Origin of the sequence: Shinella sp., from assembly GCF_035998705.1 — a bacterium.
In the GTDB taxonomy this organism is placed as follows: domain Bacteria; phylum Pseudomonadota; class Alphaproteobacteria; order Rhizobiales; family Rhizobiaceae; genus Shinella.
The window spans coordinates 206,541-221,812 of record NZ_DASYHH010000027.1 but is presented as its reverse complement, the minus strand read 5'-3'; the positions used below and the strand labels follow the sequence as shown (position 1 = coordinate 221,812).

15 protein-coding genes are annotated in these 15,272 nt (G+C 65.5%); 13 read left to right on the top strand and 2 right to left on the bottom strand.

The window, feature by feature from the left end:
• The 11 genes from VGN93_RS24220 to VGN93_RS24170 all read left to right on the top strand — a co-directional run bounded on the left by VGN93_RS24220 (window position 1) and on the right by VGN93_RS24170 (window position 11,408).
• Window positions 1–1,500, top strand: a complete 1,500-nt coding sequence (locus tag VGN93_RS24220) for a sugar ABC transporter ATP-binding protein (protein ID WP_327509552.1) — start codon at window positions 1–3, stop codon at window positions 1,498–1,500.
• 2 nt (window positions 1,501–1,502) lie between these two features.
• Complete coding sequence (locus VGN93_RS24215) at window positions 1,503–2,492, top strand: ABC transporter permease (RefSeq protein ID WP_327509551.1); 990 nt, start codon at window positions 1,503–1,505, stop codon at window positions 2,490–2,492.
• Complete coding sequence (locus VGN93_RS24210; protein WP_327509550.1) at window positions 2,489–3,523, top strand: NAD(P)-dependent alcohol dehydrogenase; 1,035 nt, start codon at window positions 2,489–2,491, stop codon at window positions 3,521–3,523. The genes VGN93_RS24215 and VGN93_RS24210 overlap by 4 nt, the downstream gene beginning before the upstream one ends.
• On the top strand, window positions 3,520–4,449 hold the full coding sequence (locus VGN93_RS24205) for an SMP-30/gluconolactonase/LRE family protein (protein WP_327509549.1): 930 nt from the start codon (window positions 3,520–3,522) through the stop codon (window positions 4,447–4,449). Before VGN93_RS24210 ends, VGN93_RS24205 begins: the two co-directional genes overlap by 4 nt.
• Window positions 4,446–5,231, top strand: coding sequence for a glucose 1-dehydrogenase (locus VGN93_RS24200; protein ID WP_327509548.1), 786 nt, complete (start codon window positions 4,446–4,448; stop codon window positions 5,229–5,231). Before VGN93_RS24205 ends, VGN93_RS24200 begins: the two co-directional genes overlap by 4 nt.
• 13 nt (window positions 5,232–5,244) lie before the next feature.
• Complete coding sequence (locus tag VGN93_RS24195; protein WP_327509547.1) at window positions 5,245–6,441, top strand: AGE family epimerase/isomerase; 1,197 nt, start codon at window positions 5,245–5,247, stop codon at window positions 6,439–6,441.
• Between the two features lie 98 nt (window positions 6,442–6,539).
• Window positions 6,540–7,520 carry a sugar ABC transporter substrate-binding protein gene (locus VGN93_RS24190; RefSeq protein WP_327509546.1) on the top strand — a complete coding sequence of 327 codons (981 nt, stop codon included), beginning with the start codon at window positions 6,540–6,542 and terminating at the stop codon, window positions 7,518–7,520.
• Window positions 7,521–7,581: 61 nt separating this feature from the next.
• Entirely contained in the window at window positions 7,582–8,553 is a 972-nt protein-coding gene (locus VGN93_RS24185) for an ABC transporter permease (RefSeq protein WP_327509545.1), read from the top strand.
• 4 nt (window positions 8,554–8,557) lie between these two features.
• Window positions 8,558–9,313 (top strand): ATP-binding cassette domain-containing protein, encoded by a 756-nt coding sequence (locus VGN93_RS24180; RefSeq protein ID WP_327509544.1) that lies wholly within the window; start codon window positions 8,558–8,560, stop codon window positions 9,311–9,313.
• A 50-nt stretch (window positions 9,314–9,363) separates the two neighbouring features.
• The gene (locus VGN93_RS24175; RefSeq protein WP_327509543.1) at window positions 9,364–10,611 is read left to right on the top strand and encodes an enolase C-terminal domain-like protein; all 1,248 of its coding nucleotides are present in this window, start codon (window positions 9,364–9,366) and stop codon (window positions 10,609–10,611) included.
• A gap of 188 nt (window positions 10,612–10,799) precedes the next feature.
• Entirely contained in the window at window positions 10,800–11,408 is a 609-nt protein-coding gene (locus VGN93_RS24170) for a TerC family protein (RefSeq protein WP_327509542.1), read from the top strand.
• A 64-nt stretch (window positions 11,409–11,472) separates the two neighbouring features.
• On the opposite strand, the gene VGN93_RS24165 is transcribed toward VGN93_RS24170, so the two are convergent.
• Both VGN93_RS24165 and VGN93_RS24160 read right to left on the bottom strand, forming a co-directional pair.
• Window positions 11,473–11,919 carry a VOC family protein gene (locus tag VGN93_RS24165; protein WP_327509541.1) on the bottom strand — a complete coding sequence of 149 codons (447 nt, stop codon included), beginning with the start codon at window positions 11,917–11,919 and terminating at the stop codon, window positions 11,473–11,475.
• A gap of 104 nt (window positions 11,920–12,023) precedes the next feature.
• A complete protein-coding gene (locus tag VGN93_RS24160; protein ID WP_327509540.1) occupies window positions 12,024–13,025 on the bottom strand; it encodes an AraC family transcriptional regulator in 1,002 nt (333 codons plus the stop codon).
• A 120-nt stretch (window positions 13,026–13,145) separates the two neighbouring features.
• Between VGN93_RS24160 and VGN93_RS24155 the strand changes: the two genes are divergently transcribed.
• Together VGN93_RS24155 and VGN93_RS24150 are read left to right on the top strand one after the other, a co-directional pair.
• The gene (locus tag VGN93_RS24155) at window positions 13,146–13,913 is read left to right on the top strand and encodes a 3-hydroxyacyl-CoA dehydrogenase (protein ID WP_327509539.1); all 768 of its coding nucleotides are present in this window, start codon (window positions 13,146–13,148) and stop codon (window positions 13,911–13,913) included.
• 25 nt (window positions 13,914–13,938) lie between these two features.
• Window positions 13,939–15,129 (top strand): acetyl-CoA C-acyltransferase, encoded by a 1,191-nt coding sequence (locus VGN93_RS24150; protein WP_327509538.1) that lies wholly within the window; start codon window positions 13,939–13,941, stop codon window positions 15,127–15,129.
• Window positions 15,130–15,272: the final 143 nt, after the last annotated feature.

The window sequence follows — 15,272 nt, the reverse complement described above, 5'->3', positions numbered from 1 at the left end:
ATGACTGAACCGCTCGTCCATATGCACGGCATATCCAAGGCGTATCCCGGCGTCGTCGCGCTCAGCGACGTGGATTTCGCCATCGGTCGCGGCGAGGTCCGCGCGCTGCTCGGCAAGAACGGCGCCGGCAAGTCGACGCTGGTGAAGATCCTCGCCGGCGTCGAGCGGCCGGACGAGGGTTCCATCCTGATGGACGGCAAGCCCGTGGCGCTGCGCACGCCGATGGACGGCATCAAGGCTGGCATCGCCACCGTGCACCAGGAGCTGAGCGTCGTTCCCGAACTCTCGATTGCGGAAAACGTCTTTCTGGGGCGTTGGCCGAAGCGCGGCGGCAGTGTCGATTGGCGGGCGATGGAGCGCGAGGCGCATGCGGCGCTCGAAGTGCTCGGCCTCGATCTCGATCCGCGCCAGCCCGTTCAGCGCATTTCCGTGGCGCAGCGCCAGCTGGTCGAGATCGCGCGGGCCCTGCGCCAGGGCGCACGGCTGCTGATCCTCGACGAGCCGACGAGTTCGCTGGTCGCCCAGGAGGCGGAAACGTTGATCCGGGTCGTGCGCCGGCTCGCGGAGCAGGGCACCAGCGTCATCTACATTTCGCACCGTATGGACGAGATCCGGCGGGTGGCCCATTCCCTCACCATCATGCGCGACGGCCGTCACATCACGACGACAGCCGTCGGCGATGTGACGAACCGCCAGATCGTCGACATGTTGCTGGGTGCAACGCAGGCCGAGGGCGATGCCCCGCGTTCCGCGCCCGCCAAACGCAGCCCGCTGCTCTCGATCCGCGGCCTTGAGGTCGCGCCGCGCATCCAGGATGCGAGCTTCGAGATCCGTGCGGGCGAAGTGCTCGGCATTGCCGGCGTGCTGGGCTCGGGGCGAACGGAGCTTTTGCAGGCGATTGCAGGACTTCGGACCATCGACAGCGGTTCGATGACGCTTTCCGGCAGCGATTTCAGGCCGGCGAGCCTGCGCGAGGCGCGGGCGAACGGCATCTTCATGACGCCGGAGGATCGTCGCGGCGAAGGGGCCGTGATGATGCTCGGCATCGACGAAAACCTCGTCATGGCGAGCTGGGGTTCGGTGTCGCGCGGCGGGGTGATCGACCGGGCTGCGATGCGCGACAAGGTGACGGCCTCGATCCGCGCGCTCGGCATCAAGCTCGCCCATCCAAGCGAGCCGCTCGGCAATCTCTCGGGCGGCAATCAGCAGAAGGTCGTCATCGGCAAGGCGCTGAATGCCGCGCCGCGCATCCTGCTGCTCGACGAGCCGACGCGCGGCGTCGATATCGGCGCCAAGCGGCAGATCTATCAACTGATGCGCAAGGCCGCGGAGGAGGGGCTCGCCGTGGTCTTCGTCTCCGGCGAGATCGAGGAATTCTGCGAGGTCTGCGACCGCGTGCTCATCCTGCGCGGCGGCGGCATCACGGCCGAGGTCGAAGGCGAGGCGATCCGCACGGAGACGCTGAGCGAGCTGACCACCGGCGAACAGGGAGTGCATTGAGAATGGCCGAGACCCGATCCGAACTCTACCAGACGTTCGACCTGCGCCACTTCCTGAGCGGCCGCGCCAACGAAATCGGACTGCTGGCCGCAATCCTTCTGCTCTATGCCTTCCTCGCGGTCTTCGCGTCCAACTTCATGACGCTGCCGAACCAGCTCAACATCCTGCGCGACGCCGCCTTCGTCGGCATCATCGCCTGGGGCATGACGCTGGTTTTGATCAGCGGCGAGATCGACATTTCCGTCGGCCCGCATGTCGCCTTTGCCGGCGTGCTGTTGGCGTCGCTGGCGCAATCCGGCGTGCCGCTTCCCGTTGCCGCATTGGTGGTCATCGTCCTTGGCGCTCTGATCGGCTGCTTCACCGGCTTCCTGCGTGCCTTCTTCGACGTGCCGAGCTTCATCGTCACGCTGGCGCTGTGGCTCGGCCTGCGCGGCACCGCGCAGGTCATGTCGGATGCCGTGCCGATCGTCATCATGGACTTCAGCTTCCAGCGTTTTGGCGCGGGGTCCCTGCTCGGCATTCCGACGCCAGCGATCATCATGCTGGTGCTGTTCGCCGTCTTCAGCTTCGTCGCCACGCGCACCGTATTCGGCCGCAGCGTCTATGCCGTCGGCGGCAATGCGGAGGCAGCGCGCCTCTCGGCCATCCCGGTGGCGCGCATCCGCATCCTCGTCTTCGCCATCACCGGAGCGCTGGCGGCCCTCACGGGCATCCTGATGGCAAGCCGTCTCGGCTCGGGCAACAGCGGTGCTGCCTCGGGCCTGGAATTCGACATCATCGCCGCCGTCGTCGTCGGCGGCACCAGCCTGTTCGGCGGCCGCGGCACGATGCTCGGCACGCTCTTCGGCGTGATCTTCATCGCGGCCCTCGTCAACGGCCTCGTGCTGCTCGGCGTCGATCCCTTTGCACAGGGCATCGTGCGCGGCGTCGTCATCCTCGTTGCCGTCATGGTCAACATCATCAGCATCAAGCGCATGCGGGGGCGGATGTGAACGCGCTCTTCTCAAAACCCAACCGGGCGGCCGTGCTCATGGCGCCCAACGTCGTCGAGATGCAGGACTGGCCGGAGCCGGTCGCAGGCCCGAATGACGTGCTGGTGGAAATCGCCGCGGTGGGCGTCTGTGGTTCGGACGTGCACTATTTCCGCCATGGCCGCATCGGCCACCTCGTCTGCGATCGGCCGATCGTGCTCGGCCACGAAGCGGCCGGCACCGTGGTCGCGACCGGGCCCGAGGTGCGGCACCTGAAGCCCGGCGACCGCGTGACGCTCGAGCCGCAGCGGCCGTGCGGCCACTGCGCACAATGCTGGTCCGGTGCCTACAATCTCTGCCCCGACGTCGTCTTCATGGCGACGCCGCCCTATCACGGCGCCTTCGCGCGCCGCGTGGTCAACCCGGCCGATTTCACCTTCGCCATCCCCGATAGCCTGTCCTTCGAAGAGGCGGCGCTGATCGAGCCGCTCGCCGTCGGCCTCTGGGCGACGGAGCGTCTCGCCATGAAGCCTGGCAGTTCGGTGCTGATCATCGGCGCCGGCCCCATCGGCCTGCTGGCCGGACAGGCGGCGGCGGCACGGGGCGCGACGCGCATCATCCTCTCCGACATCAACCCGGCGCGGATCGGGCTCGTCGGTCGGTTCCCGCGTTTCGAGGCGCATGATGCCGCGGCCGATCCGCTCTACGAAACGATCGCCGAGGTGGACAATGTCATCGAATGCAGCGGCGCGCCGAATGCGGTCACCCGCGCCTTGCCGCGCATCCGCCGCCGCGGCGGTCTCGCGCTTGTCGGCATCAACCCGACGGGTGCCTCCTCGGTCGATTTCTGGCCGGCCATGGAGCGGGAACTGTCGATCCACGGCGTCTTCCGCTACGCCGGCGTCTATCCGCGGGCGATCGAACTGGCGGCAAGCGGCCTGGTGGATCTGAAATCCGTCATCACGCACCGCTTTAGCCTCGACGAAACGGCGGCGGCGCTGACGAATGCCAGCGACGACATGTCGTCGATAAAATCCGTGGTGCTGCCATGAGTTATAGGGTTTCCCTCATTCTCGATGCGAAGGACATTGTCGGCGAGAGCATCCTCTGGTCGAAAGGCGAGAAGGCGCTTTACTGGGTCGATATCGTCGGAAAGCGCATCCATCGGCTGGAGCCGGCAAACGGGCGCCACGACACCTGGCCGACACCCGATTTCGTGACGTCGATCGGCCTGCGCGCCAATGGCGGTTTCATCGTCGGCCTGCGCCGCACCGTCTGCCTCTGGAGCCCCGGCGGCGCCTTCGAAGAGTTCGCCGTGCCGGAGCCGGACCTGCCGGACAATCGTCTGAACGAGGGCCGTGTCGCGCCGGACGGCTCTTTCTGGGTCGCGACCATGCAGAGCAATCTCCATGCGGACGGCACGCCGAAGGACATGGACCGCAAATCCGGCGCCGTCTACCGCATTGCTCCGGACGGGCAGGTCTCGCAGCTGACGCCGAACGAATACGGCATCACCAACACGATGGGCTGGACGCGGGACAACCGCTTCTTCTTCGCCGATACGCTGGCGAATGAAATCTACCTCTTCGACCATGAGCAGGCCAGGCAGCGGATCGGCAACCGTCGGACCATCGTCGCCGGGTTCGCGCGCGGCCTGCCGGACGGCTCCTGCCTCGATGCGAACGACACCCTCTGGAACTGCCGCGTCGCCGGTGGCGCGGCTGTCGCAGGCTTCGACGGCGGGGGCCGCCTCATCGACCTGATCGAACTCCCGGCAAGCTGGCCGACGAGCTGCACCTTCGGCGGCGAGAACCTTTCCACCCTCTACGTCACCTCCGCCCGCTTCACCATGACGGAGGCGCATCTCGCGGCCCATCCGCTGGAGGGTGGGCTCTTTGCAGTCGAGGGCGTGGGGCCGGGCGTGGCCGAGCCGCGGTTCGGCGCGGTCGCAGATATATTTCGGGAGACAACAGGATGACGGATTTCAACGGCAAGAGCATCGTCGTGACCGGCGGCAGCCTCGGCATGGGCCGTGCCTGTGCCGAGCGTTTTGCGGCAGGCGGCGGCAAGGTGATGATCGTGGCGAACGACAAGGCCTCGGTCGACGAGGCCGTCGCGGCGATCGGCGCCAATGCGGCGGGCTTCGTCGGCGATGTGCGCAACGAGGCCGACATGCAGGCGGCGGTCGCTGCGGCTGTCTCGCGGCATGGCGGCATGGACGTGCTCGCCTGCTGCGCCGGCATCCAGCGCTACGGCACCGTGGTCGATACGCCGGTGGACGTCTGGGACGATGTGCTCGACATCAACCTGAAGGGCATATTCCTCGCCGCCAAATTCGCCATCCCCGAAATGAAGAAGCGCGGCGGCGGGGCGATCGTCGCGATCTCCTCCGTGCAGGCCTATGCCTCGCAGACCGGCGTCGCCGCCTATACGGCGAGCAAGGGCGCGATCAACGCGCTGGTGCGCGCCATGGCGCTCGACCACGCGGACGACAACATCACCGTCAACGCCGTCTGCCCCGCCTCGATCGACACGCCGATGCTGCGCTGGGCCGCCGATGTCTGGAAGGGCGAGGGCACGGCCGAGGCGACGCTCGACGCCTGGGGCCGGGGCCATCCGCTCGGCCGCGTCGGCAAGGCCTCCGAAGTCGCCGAGCTGGTCGCCTTCCTCGCCAGCGACAAGGCCCGCTTCATCACGGGCGCCGACGTCAAGATCGACGGCGGCGTTCTCTCCAAGCTCGGCATCATCATTCCAGATTGACCGGAGGCCCGTCATGAAACCGTTTCCCGATTTCCGCTCGAAGACGTTCCTGCTCGGCCATATGCGCGAGATCATGGATTTCTACCATCCGTCCTGCCTGAACACGGAAGACGGCGGCTATTACAACGAATATCGCGACGACGGCTTCATCACCGATCGCAAGACGCAGCACCTCGTCTCCACCACGCGCTTCATCTTCAACTATGCGACCGCCGCAATCCTCTTCAAGCGACAGGACTTCGCGGAGGCCGCCGCGCACGGTGTCAGATATCTCGACGAGGTTCACCGCGACCCGGATCACGGTGGTTATTTCTGGCTGATGCACGGCCACGAGGTGGTGGACACCACGAAGCATTGTTACGGCCACGCCTTCGTCCTGCTCGCCTATGCCTCCGCCATGAAGGCCGGCATTCCCGGCATGGCGGAAAGGGTTGCGCAGACCTGGGACCTGCTCGAAAGCCGCTTCTGGGAGCCGGAGCGCGAACTCTACAAGGACGAGATCAGCCGCGACTGGCAGACGGTCTCGCGCTATCGCGGCCAGAACGCCAACATGCACATGACCGAGGCGATGCTGGCGGCTTACGAGGCGACCGGCGAGGCGCGTTATCTCGACCGCGCCGAAACGCTGGGCCGGCGCATCTGCGTCGAGCTTGCCGCCACCGCGCAAGGCGTCGTCTGGGAACATTACGGCGAGGACTGGTCGGTCGACTGGGACTACAACAAGGACGATCCCAAACACCTCTTCCGCCCCTACGGCTACCTGCCGGGCCACATGACGGAATGGACGAAGCTGCTGCTAATTCTGGAACGCTACCGCGCGCGCGACTGGATCCTGCCGCAGGCGATCCTGCTCTATGAAACCGCGCTGGCAAAAAGTGCCGATCTCGAGTTCGGCGGCATGCATTACAGTTATGGCCCGGACGGCAAGCTGTACGATCTCGACAAATATCACTGGGTCCATTGCGAGACGGTGGCGGCTGCGGCCGGCCTTGCCGAACGGACGGGGCAGGAGCGCTACTGGCAGGATTACGATCGGCTCTGGCGCTACAGCTGGCGGCATCTGGTCGATCATGATTACGGCTGCTGGTTCCGCATCCTCTCGCCTGACGGCGTCAAGCAGAGCGACATCAAGAGCCCGCCGGGCAAGACCGACTACCACCCCTTCGGCGCCTGCTACGAAATCCTCCGCGTGCTGGGGGAGGCGCGCTAGCGCGCGACCAGCCTGCGCAACGGCCTGCCGCGCCACGCGCTCCGCAGCAGGCACCACACCGAGAGCGCCTTGTGAAAAAAACCTGGGAGGGAATTGAAATGATGAAGAGATCGCTGGCCGCACTGGCCCTTGGCGTGGCGTGTTTGGCGGCGAGTGCGGCCGTGGCGCAGGAGAATCCGAAATTCGTGTATCTCACCCAGACGGGCATCGACAACAGCTTCTGGCAGTCGATCAAGAAGGGCATGGACGATGCCTGCGCCCAGTTCGAGGCAGAGTGCCAGCTCATCTTCACCACGCCGAACGGCGACCTGCAAAAGCACCTGCAGAACCTCGATACGGTCGTGGAGCAGGGCGTGGACGGCATCGTCACCGTCATCGTCAATGACGACCTCTATGACGAGACGATCAAGAAGGCGGTCGACAAGGGCATTCCGGTCATCACCGCCAATGTCGACGACAGCCAGGGTGCGGCCGGCAATGCGCGCAACGCCTTCGTCGGGCAGGACCTTTTCGAGGCCGGCTACGTGCTGATGAAGGGGCTCTATGCAAAAATCCCGGCGGAGCAGCCGGTGCATGCGCTGCTGGGCCTGTCGCGGCCGGGCGAAAGCTGGGCGGAAGCGCGCATCGGCGGCGCCAGGAAATTCCTCGACGAGGTGAAGGCCGCCGAGCCGAACCGTCAGATCAGCTACGAGGTGATCGACAGTTCCAACGACATTTCCGTCACCGCTTCGCGCATCTGCCAATATGTCCAGGGCAAGCCCGAGACCAATGCCTATGTCGATGCCGGTTTCTGGGGTGCGGGCGCCGGCGAATGCCTGCGTGACCTCGGCATCAAGCCCGGCCAGCTGCACATGGCGACCTTCGACCTGGTGCCCGTCGTGCTCGACGAGATGAAGAAGGGTTACGTCGACATCACCATCGACCAGCAGCCCTATTACCAGGGTTACCTGCCGATCCTCCAGCTCGCGATGATGAAGAAGTTCGGCCTCAGCGCCTTCGACGTCAATACCGGCAAGGCCGTGGTGGAGCCGAAGGACCTGGAGCAAGTGGAAAAATTCATGTCGATGGGCGTGCGCTGAGCCAGTCCTTTTCATGCCCTCCCGTCCTTTGGGCGGGAGGCTCTTTTCGAGGCCAGAGAGTATGAAACCCAGTGTCCGCAACCTGATGGCACGGCCGGAAATGGCAGCGCTGCTGATCTTCCTCGCGCTGCTCGTCGTGTTCAGCGTGTTGAACGACCGGTTCTTCACGACCGGCAACATGACCGTCTATCTGCAACCGATCCCGGAAATCGCGATCGTCGCGATGGGCATCACCATCCTGATCATCGCCGGCGAGTTCGACCTCTCCGTCGGCTCCGTCTTCGGCCTGTCGCCGATGGTCACGGTGCTCTTGATGCAGAACGGCTGGCCGACGGCGGCCGCGATCCTGGTCGGTCTCCTGATCGCCGCGTTGATCGGCTTCGGCAACGGCCTGATCACGCTGAAGCTCAAGATCCCGTCCTTCATCGCCACACTCGGCATGCTGTTCATGGCGCGCAGCCTTGCGGTCGTGCTGGCCGGCGGTTTCCCGCCGATCTTTCCGCGGGAACTCGACGTGTCCTGGCTGGTCGGACGGCTCGATCTCGGGCTCGTCACGCCGCGCGTCTCGCTGCTCTACATGATCGCGATTGCGCTCGCGCTCGGCTTCGTGCTGCGCCGCATGGATTTCGGCCACTGGATCTTTGCCACCGGCGGCCATCCACAGGCCGCGCGCGACATGGGCATCAAGACCGAGCGGGTGAAGATGGCCTGCTTCATGCTGTGCGCCACGCTCGCCGGATTTGCCGGCATCATCCAGAGCTTTCGCGTCAAGGTGATCGTGCCGAACCTCGGTACGGGCCTGGAAATGCAGGCGATCGCCGCAGCCGTCATCGGCGGCGTGGCGCTCACCGGCGGGGTCGGCTCCATCCTCGGCGCGGTCGTCGGCACGCTGCTGATCGCGATGATCGAGAACATCCTCATCCTCAGCGGCGTCAATGCCAACTGGTTCATGTTCGCCGTCGGCGCCATGATCGTGGTGGCGGTCGTCCTCAACACGCAGACCCGGCTGAAAGCCGAAGGCATGAAGGGGTAAGACCATGAACGCTGCCGTCAATCCGGCCGAAGAGCCGATCATCAAATGCGTCGGCCTGCAAAAATGGTACGGCGCCGTGCATGCCCTCAAGAATGTCGATTTCCATGCCGCGCGCGGCGAGGTGATCGGCCTCGTCGGCGACAACGGCGCCGGCAAGTCGACGCTGATCAAGATCCTGTCGGGCGTGCACACGCAGGACAAGGGCGAGATCTTCATCGAGGGCGAAAGCGTCTCCATCACCGGCCCCGAGGTGGCGATGGGGCTCGGCATCGAGACGATCTACCAGTACACGGCCATGGTGCCGGAAATGTCGATCGCGCAGAACTTCTTCATCGGCCGCGAGCCACTGAAGTTCGGCCGGCCCGGCTTCGGCATCGTCGACCGGGAGAAGATGGCGCGCGAGGCCATGGAGGGCCTGCGCGGCGTCGGCCTGCATCTGCGCGGAGCCGATACACCGGTGAAGGCCTTGTCCGGCGGCCAGCGCCAGGGTGTGGCGATCGCGCGGGCCATGCATTTCCGCTCGAAGGTGCTGATCCTCGACGAGCCGACCAACCACCTCTCGGTCAAGGAGACCAACAAGGTGCTGGACCATGTCGTGGAGCTGAAGGGGCTCGGCGTCACCTCCATCTTCATCAGCCATAACCTGCACCACATCCACCCGATTTCCGACCGCATCGTCGCGATGGCGCGGGGCGAGAAGATCGCCGATCTGCCCGCCAGCGAGATCAGCGTCGACGAGATGACCCGGATGATCAGCTAGCCGGCGTCATGCCCGGCCGTTCCCAACAGAAGACTGCATTGGAGCCTCCCATGAAGCGACCGAAAATCACCGATATCCGCGCCACCACCGTCACCGTGCCGCTCGAGGCGCCGCTGCGCCATTCCAACGGCGCGCATTGGGGGCGGTTCGTGCGCACCATCGTCGAGGTGGAGACGGATGTCGGCATCATCGGCCTCGGCGAGATGGGCGGCGGCGGGGAAAGCGCCGAGGCGGCGTTCCGGGCGCTGAAACCCTATCTCGTCGGGCATGACCCCTTCGAGCTGGAAAACCTCCGCTTCATGATCTGCAACCCGACCGCCAGTCTCTACAACAACCGCACGCAGATGCATGCGGCGATCGAGTTCGCGTGTCTGGACATTATGGGCAAGTTCCTCGGCGTGCCGGTCTGCGACATTCTCGGCGGCAAGATGCGCGATGTCGTTCCCTTCGCCAGCTACATGTTCTTCCGCCTGCCCAACAAGGATACCGGCGAGGGTGAGACGCGCACCGCCGACCAGCTCATCGAGCAGACCCTGACACTCAAGGAAAAATGCGGCTTCACCACGCACAAGCTGAAGAGCGGCGTCTTCCCGCCCGATTACGAGCTGGAGGTCTTTCGCGCCTGGGCGAAGGCGCTCGGGTCCGACAGCGTGCGCTACGATCCCAATGCGGGCTTCAGCGTCGAGGAGGCGATCCGCTTCGCCAAGGGCATCGAGGATCTCAACAACGACTATTACGAGGACCCGACCTGGGGCCTGAACGGCATGCGCCGGGTGCGCGAGAACACGTCCATGCCGCTTGCCACCAACACGGTGGTGATCAACTTCGAGCAGCTCGCCGCCAACATCCTCAACCCCGCGGTCGACGTCATCCTGCTCGACACGACCTTCTGGGGCGGCATCCGGCCCTGTGTGAAAGCGGCGGGTGTGTGTGAGACCTTCCAGCTCGGCATCGCCGTGCATTCGTCCGGCGAACTCGGCATCCAACTCGCCACCATGCTGCATCTCGGCGCGGTGTTGCCGAACCTCGTCTTCCACGCGGACGCCCATTATCACCAGCTCACCGACGACATCATCGTCGGCGGGCCGATGCGTTACGAGAACGGCGCCATCAAGGTGCCGACGGCGCCGGGGCTCGGCGTCGAGCTCGACCGCGACAAGCTCGGGAAATATGCCGACCTCCACAAGACGCTCGGTGGCTATCCCTATGATCGCGATCCCTCCCGTCCCGGCTGGTTCTCCGTCGTCCCGAACACCAAATGGGCCGATCCGAACGACAACCGCGTCGTCGCCTATTGAGGCGACGGCAAACCGGTCGCTCGACGCGTTCGGCGGTTCAGCCGGAAGCCCGGCGCCGCTCGCGCTGCTGGACCTTGCAAAACACAAAGCTGACGCTGTACTGATCGAAAACAGCTGAGGAGTCGCGCGGGCGGAAAGACACCCCGAACGGCACACCCCGCAGTCGACGCATATCTGAGGGGGGACGCATGGATATATTTACATCGGCCGGTCTGACGGCGCTTTTGCAGGTCATCGCAATCGACCTGGTTCTCGCTGGCGACAACGCCGTGGTCATCGGCCTTGCGGCGGCGGGACTGGAGCCGGCGCAGCGCAAGAAGGCGATCCTCGTCGGCATCATCGCGGCAACGCTGCTGCGCATCGCCTTCGCCACGGTGGCCGTGCACCTGCTGGCGATCATCGGGCTTCTGCTCGCCGGCGGCCTGCTGCTGCTCTGGGTCTGCTGGAAGATGTGGCGCGAACTGCATGCCGGCCACAATGGCGAGGAAGGCGTGCATGTCGAAGGCGCCCCGCGAAAAACCTTCTTCCAGGCTGCCACGCAGATCGTCGTCGCCGACGTGTCCATGTCGCTCGACAACGTGCTTGCCGTCGCCGGTGCTGCCCGCGAACATCCGAGCGTGCTGATCGTCGGCCTCGCGCTCTCCATCGCGCTGATGGGCATCGCGGCGAACTTCATCGCCCGCCTGCTCAACAAGCACCGCTGGATAGCCTATGTCGGTCTCGCGATCATCCTCTACGTCTCGCTCGACATGATCTATCGCGGCGCTGTCGAAGTGATGCCGTATCTCTCGCCCTGACGGCGCTTCATGCGACGGTGGCTTGGCCACCGCCGCAATCCCCGTTGCCGCATGCTTGGAAGGGTCAGGCCTGGCCCGGCCGCCAGTCGCCCGAGGGGATGCTGTTGATCATCCACGGGACGCCGAACTTGTCGACGAGCGAGCCGAAGCCGGGCGACCAGAAGGTCTCGGAAAACGGCATGATCGCCTTGCCCCCTTCGGCAAGCGCATCGAACCAGCGCTTGGCCTCGGCCTTGTCCGTGGTGTGCAGGGTGACGTCGAAGCCGTTCTTGGGCTTGTCGACATTGGGCGCCCAGGCGACGTCCATGTCGGCGCCCATCAGCGCCTGGTCGCCGACCTCAAGCCAACAGTGCATCAGCCAGGTCTTGTATTTGGGATCGCTGATCGGCATGTCCGGCGGCGCGTCGCCATATTCCATGGCCGCGGTGATCTTGCCGCCGAGAACCTTGGCGTAGAATTCGAAGGCTTCGCGGCACTGTCCCTGGAAGCTCAGGCTGGTCACGATTTTCATGATCGGCTCCTCGTTGTCGATGTTTTGTTCACATGGAAAATAGCCTATGTAAGATGACGTTGATATCAACGTAAATGCTTTGGCAAGTCAACCCGCCAAATGGCTTACCCGGCCGAACTTCTCTGAAAGCCGCGCCGGAAGAGGGCCGGGGATTTGCCCGTCCATTTGCGGAAGGCGCGATAAAAGGCGCTCGGTTCGGAAAAACCGAGGTCGGCGGCAAGCTCGGCGACATTCGTGCGGCCATCGGCGAGCGCCTCCATGGCGAGCGCCCGGCGCAGGTCGTCCTTGATCGAGCGATAGGTCTCGCCCTCCAGCCGCAGGCGCCGCCGAAGGCTCGGCGCGGCAATGCGCATGCGGCCGGCCAGCACTTCGAAACTCGGCCAGGCGGCCGGCGGCGTGGCGTGCAGCCGCGCGCGAATGGCGGCGGAGAGGCCCAGGTCGTGGCGATAGCGCACGAGGATGTTTGCCGGCGCATGGCGCAGAAAATCCTTCAGCGCCCGCTCGTCGCGGATCGGCGGCAGCTTCAGGAATTCGGCATCGAAGACGAGCCGCGTCTCGGGCTGGTCGAACCGCACGGGCGCGCCGAAGAACAGGCGGTAATCGGTGCCGGCGGGCGGCGCGCTGCAACGGAAATCGACCCAGCGGATCGGCACGCGCCGCCCGACCAGCCAGCAATTGACGCCATGCACGATGATCCAGAAGGTGCGGTAGGCAAAGGCAGAGCGCATGGCGCCGCTATCCTTCAGCACGATCTGCGCCAGCCCCTTTTCGACCACCAGTTCGCCATGCGGATCGTCGAGCACCACCCGGAGAAAACGCAGGGCGCGTCGAAGGGCATGTTCGAGCGTCACGGTCGACAGGATGGCGTGGCACAGCAGGGCGAAGCTGCCGGCGCGCATCGGGCGCGCGCCCTCGCCGAAGAACTCGTCGTCCATCGTCCGGGCCACGGCATGCCAGAGCGCGCCATATTGTTCGGCCGGGATGGGGCCGGTGATGACGGGCGCCAGGCCGACCTGGGCCAGTAGCGGCGCGGCCGCCACGCCATGGCGTTGCAGGCATTCCAGCGTGTCGTCCATGAAACACGGGGCGATCATGCGGCGTTCCATGGTGACTGTCCCGTCCTAGAACTATGGCAAAAGCGATCACGAAAACTGCGATCTTCGGTCATTGCATACCATATTTTGCCGCCGCATCATCCTGCCTGAAACGGTTGGGAGCAGGAACGCATGGAACTGAAGAGCCGCGTCTTCGTCGTCACGGGCGCGAGTTCCGGGCTCGGTGCCGCCGTCGCGCGCATGTTGGCCGAGGAAGGCGCAAGCGTGCTGGGGCTCGATGTCAACGGTGAGGCCGGCGAGACGCTGGCTATCGAGCTCGGCGAAAACGTGCGGTTCCGCCAGACGGACGTGACGAACGCGGCTGATGCCACCGCCGCTCTCGCCTATGCCAAGGAGGTCTTTGGCCATGTGCACGGCCTGGTCAATTGCGCCGGCATCGCGCCCGGTGAAAAGATCCTCGGCAAGAACGGTCTGCACGGGCTGGACAGTTTTGCCCGCGCCGTCACCATCAACCTGGTGGGCACGTTCAACATGGTGCGGCTTGCGGCAGCGGTCATGGCCGAGGAGGAGCCGGACGGTTTTGGCGAGCGCGGGGTGATCGTCAACACGGCCTCGATTGCCGCTTTCGACGGGCAGATCGGCCAGGCGGCCTATGCAGCGTCGAAGGGCGGGGTGGCCGCGATGACGCTGCCGGTGGCGCGCGAGCTGGCGCGCTTCGGCATTCGCGTGGTGACCATCGCACCCGGCATTTTCGAGACGCCGATGATGGCCGGCATGTCGCAGGATGTGCAGGACACGCTGGCCGCAAGCGTGCCCTTTCCGCCGCGCCTCGGCCGGCCGTCGGAATATGCCGCGCTGGTAAAACATATCTGTGAGAATACGATGCTCAACGGCGAGGTCATCCGCCTCGATGGAGCTTTGCGCATGGCGCCGCGGTGAGGCCGGCCATGGGAAGGAGGATCGCATGAACAATCAGGACCCGGTGGTCATCGTCGGCCAGGCCCGAACCCCGCTCGGCGGTTTCCAGGGCGATTTGAAGGATCTTTCCGCGCCCGAGCTGGGTGCCGCCGCCATCGGTGCTGCCCTTGCGCGCGGCGGCATCGCCTCGGCTGATGTCGACGAGGTCGTGTTCGGCTGCGTGCTCACGGCAGGCCTAGGCCAGGCGCCGGCCCGCCAGGCGGCCATCGGCGCCGGCATCCCGTTTGGCGTGGGTGCGACGACCGTCAACAAGATGTGCGGCTCGGGCATGAAGGCCGCCATGCTGGCGCATGACCTGATCCAGGCGGGTTCCGCTGCCATAGTGGTTGCGGGCGGCATGGAGAGCATGAGCAACGCCCCCTATCTGCTCGACCGGGCGCGGCAGGGTTATCGCATGGGGCACCAGCGGACGCTCGATCATATGTTCCTCGATGGCCTGGAGGACGCCTATGACAAGGGGCGGCTGATGGGCACCTTTGCGGAGGATTGCGCCGAGGCCTACCAGTTCAGCCGCACCGCACAGGACGACTACGCCATCGCCTCGCTGGAGAAGGCGCAGAAGGCGGACGCCGAGGGTGGCTTTGCCGACGAGATCGCGCCGTTGACCATCGGCTCGGGCGCCAAGCAGCGGACCGTCAGCCAGGACGAGCAGCCGCAGAAGGCGCGGCCCGACAATATCCCCCTGCTGAAGCCGGCCTTTCGCGAGGGCGGCACGGTGACGGCGGCCAATGCCTCGTCGATTTCGGATGGCGCGGCGGCGCTCGTCTTGATGCGCCGGTCGGCGGCGGATGAAAAGGGCACTCCGCCGCTGGCGGTGATCCGCGGCCACGCCACCTATGCGGACGCGCCGAACCTCTTTCCGACCGCGCCGATCGGTGCGATCCGGGCGCTCTGCCGGCGCGTCGGCTGGGAGATTGGCGATGTCGACCTCTTCGAGATCAACGAGGCCTTCGCCGTCGTGCCGATGGCGGCGATCCGGGAACTGGGGCTCGCGCCGGACCGGGTGAATGTGAACGGCGGCGCCTGCGCGCTCGGCCATCCGATCGGCGCTTCCGGCGCCCGGGTGATCGTCACGCTGGTCAATGCGCTGCGACTGCGGGGGCTGAAACGCGGTATCGCCTCCGTCTGCATCGGCGGCGGCGAGGCGACGGCGATAGCGGTGGAGATCCCCGCCTGACCTGACGAAACCTAGAGAACGGTCGGCGGCATAAGAACAAGGGAACACACCCGGCGACCACACACCGTCCAGCATCATCGGGACGGAAACCCGGCGCGCTTCGCGCGCGCCGGATGGCTTTCTGCGTCAATCCGTGGGCGCCG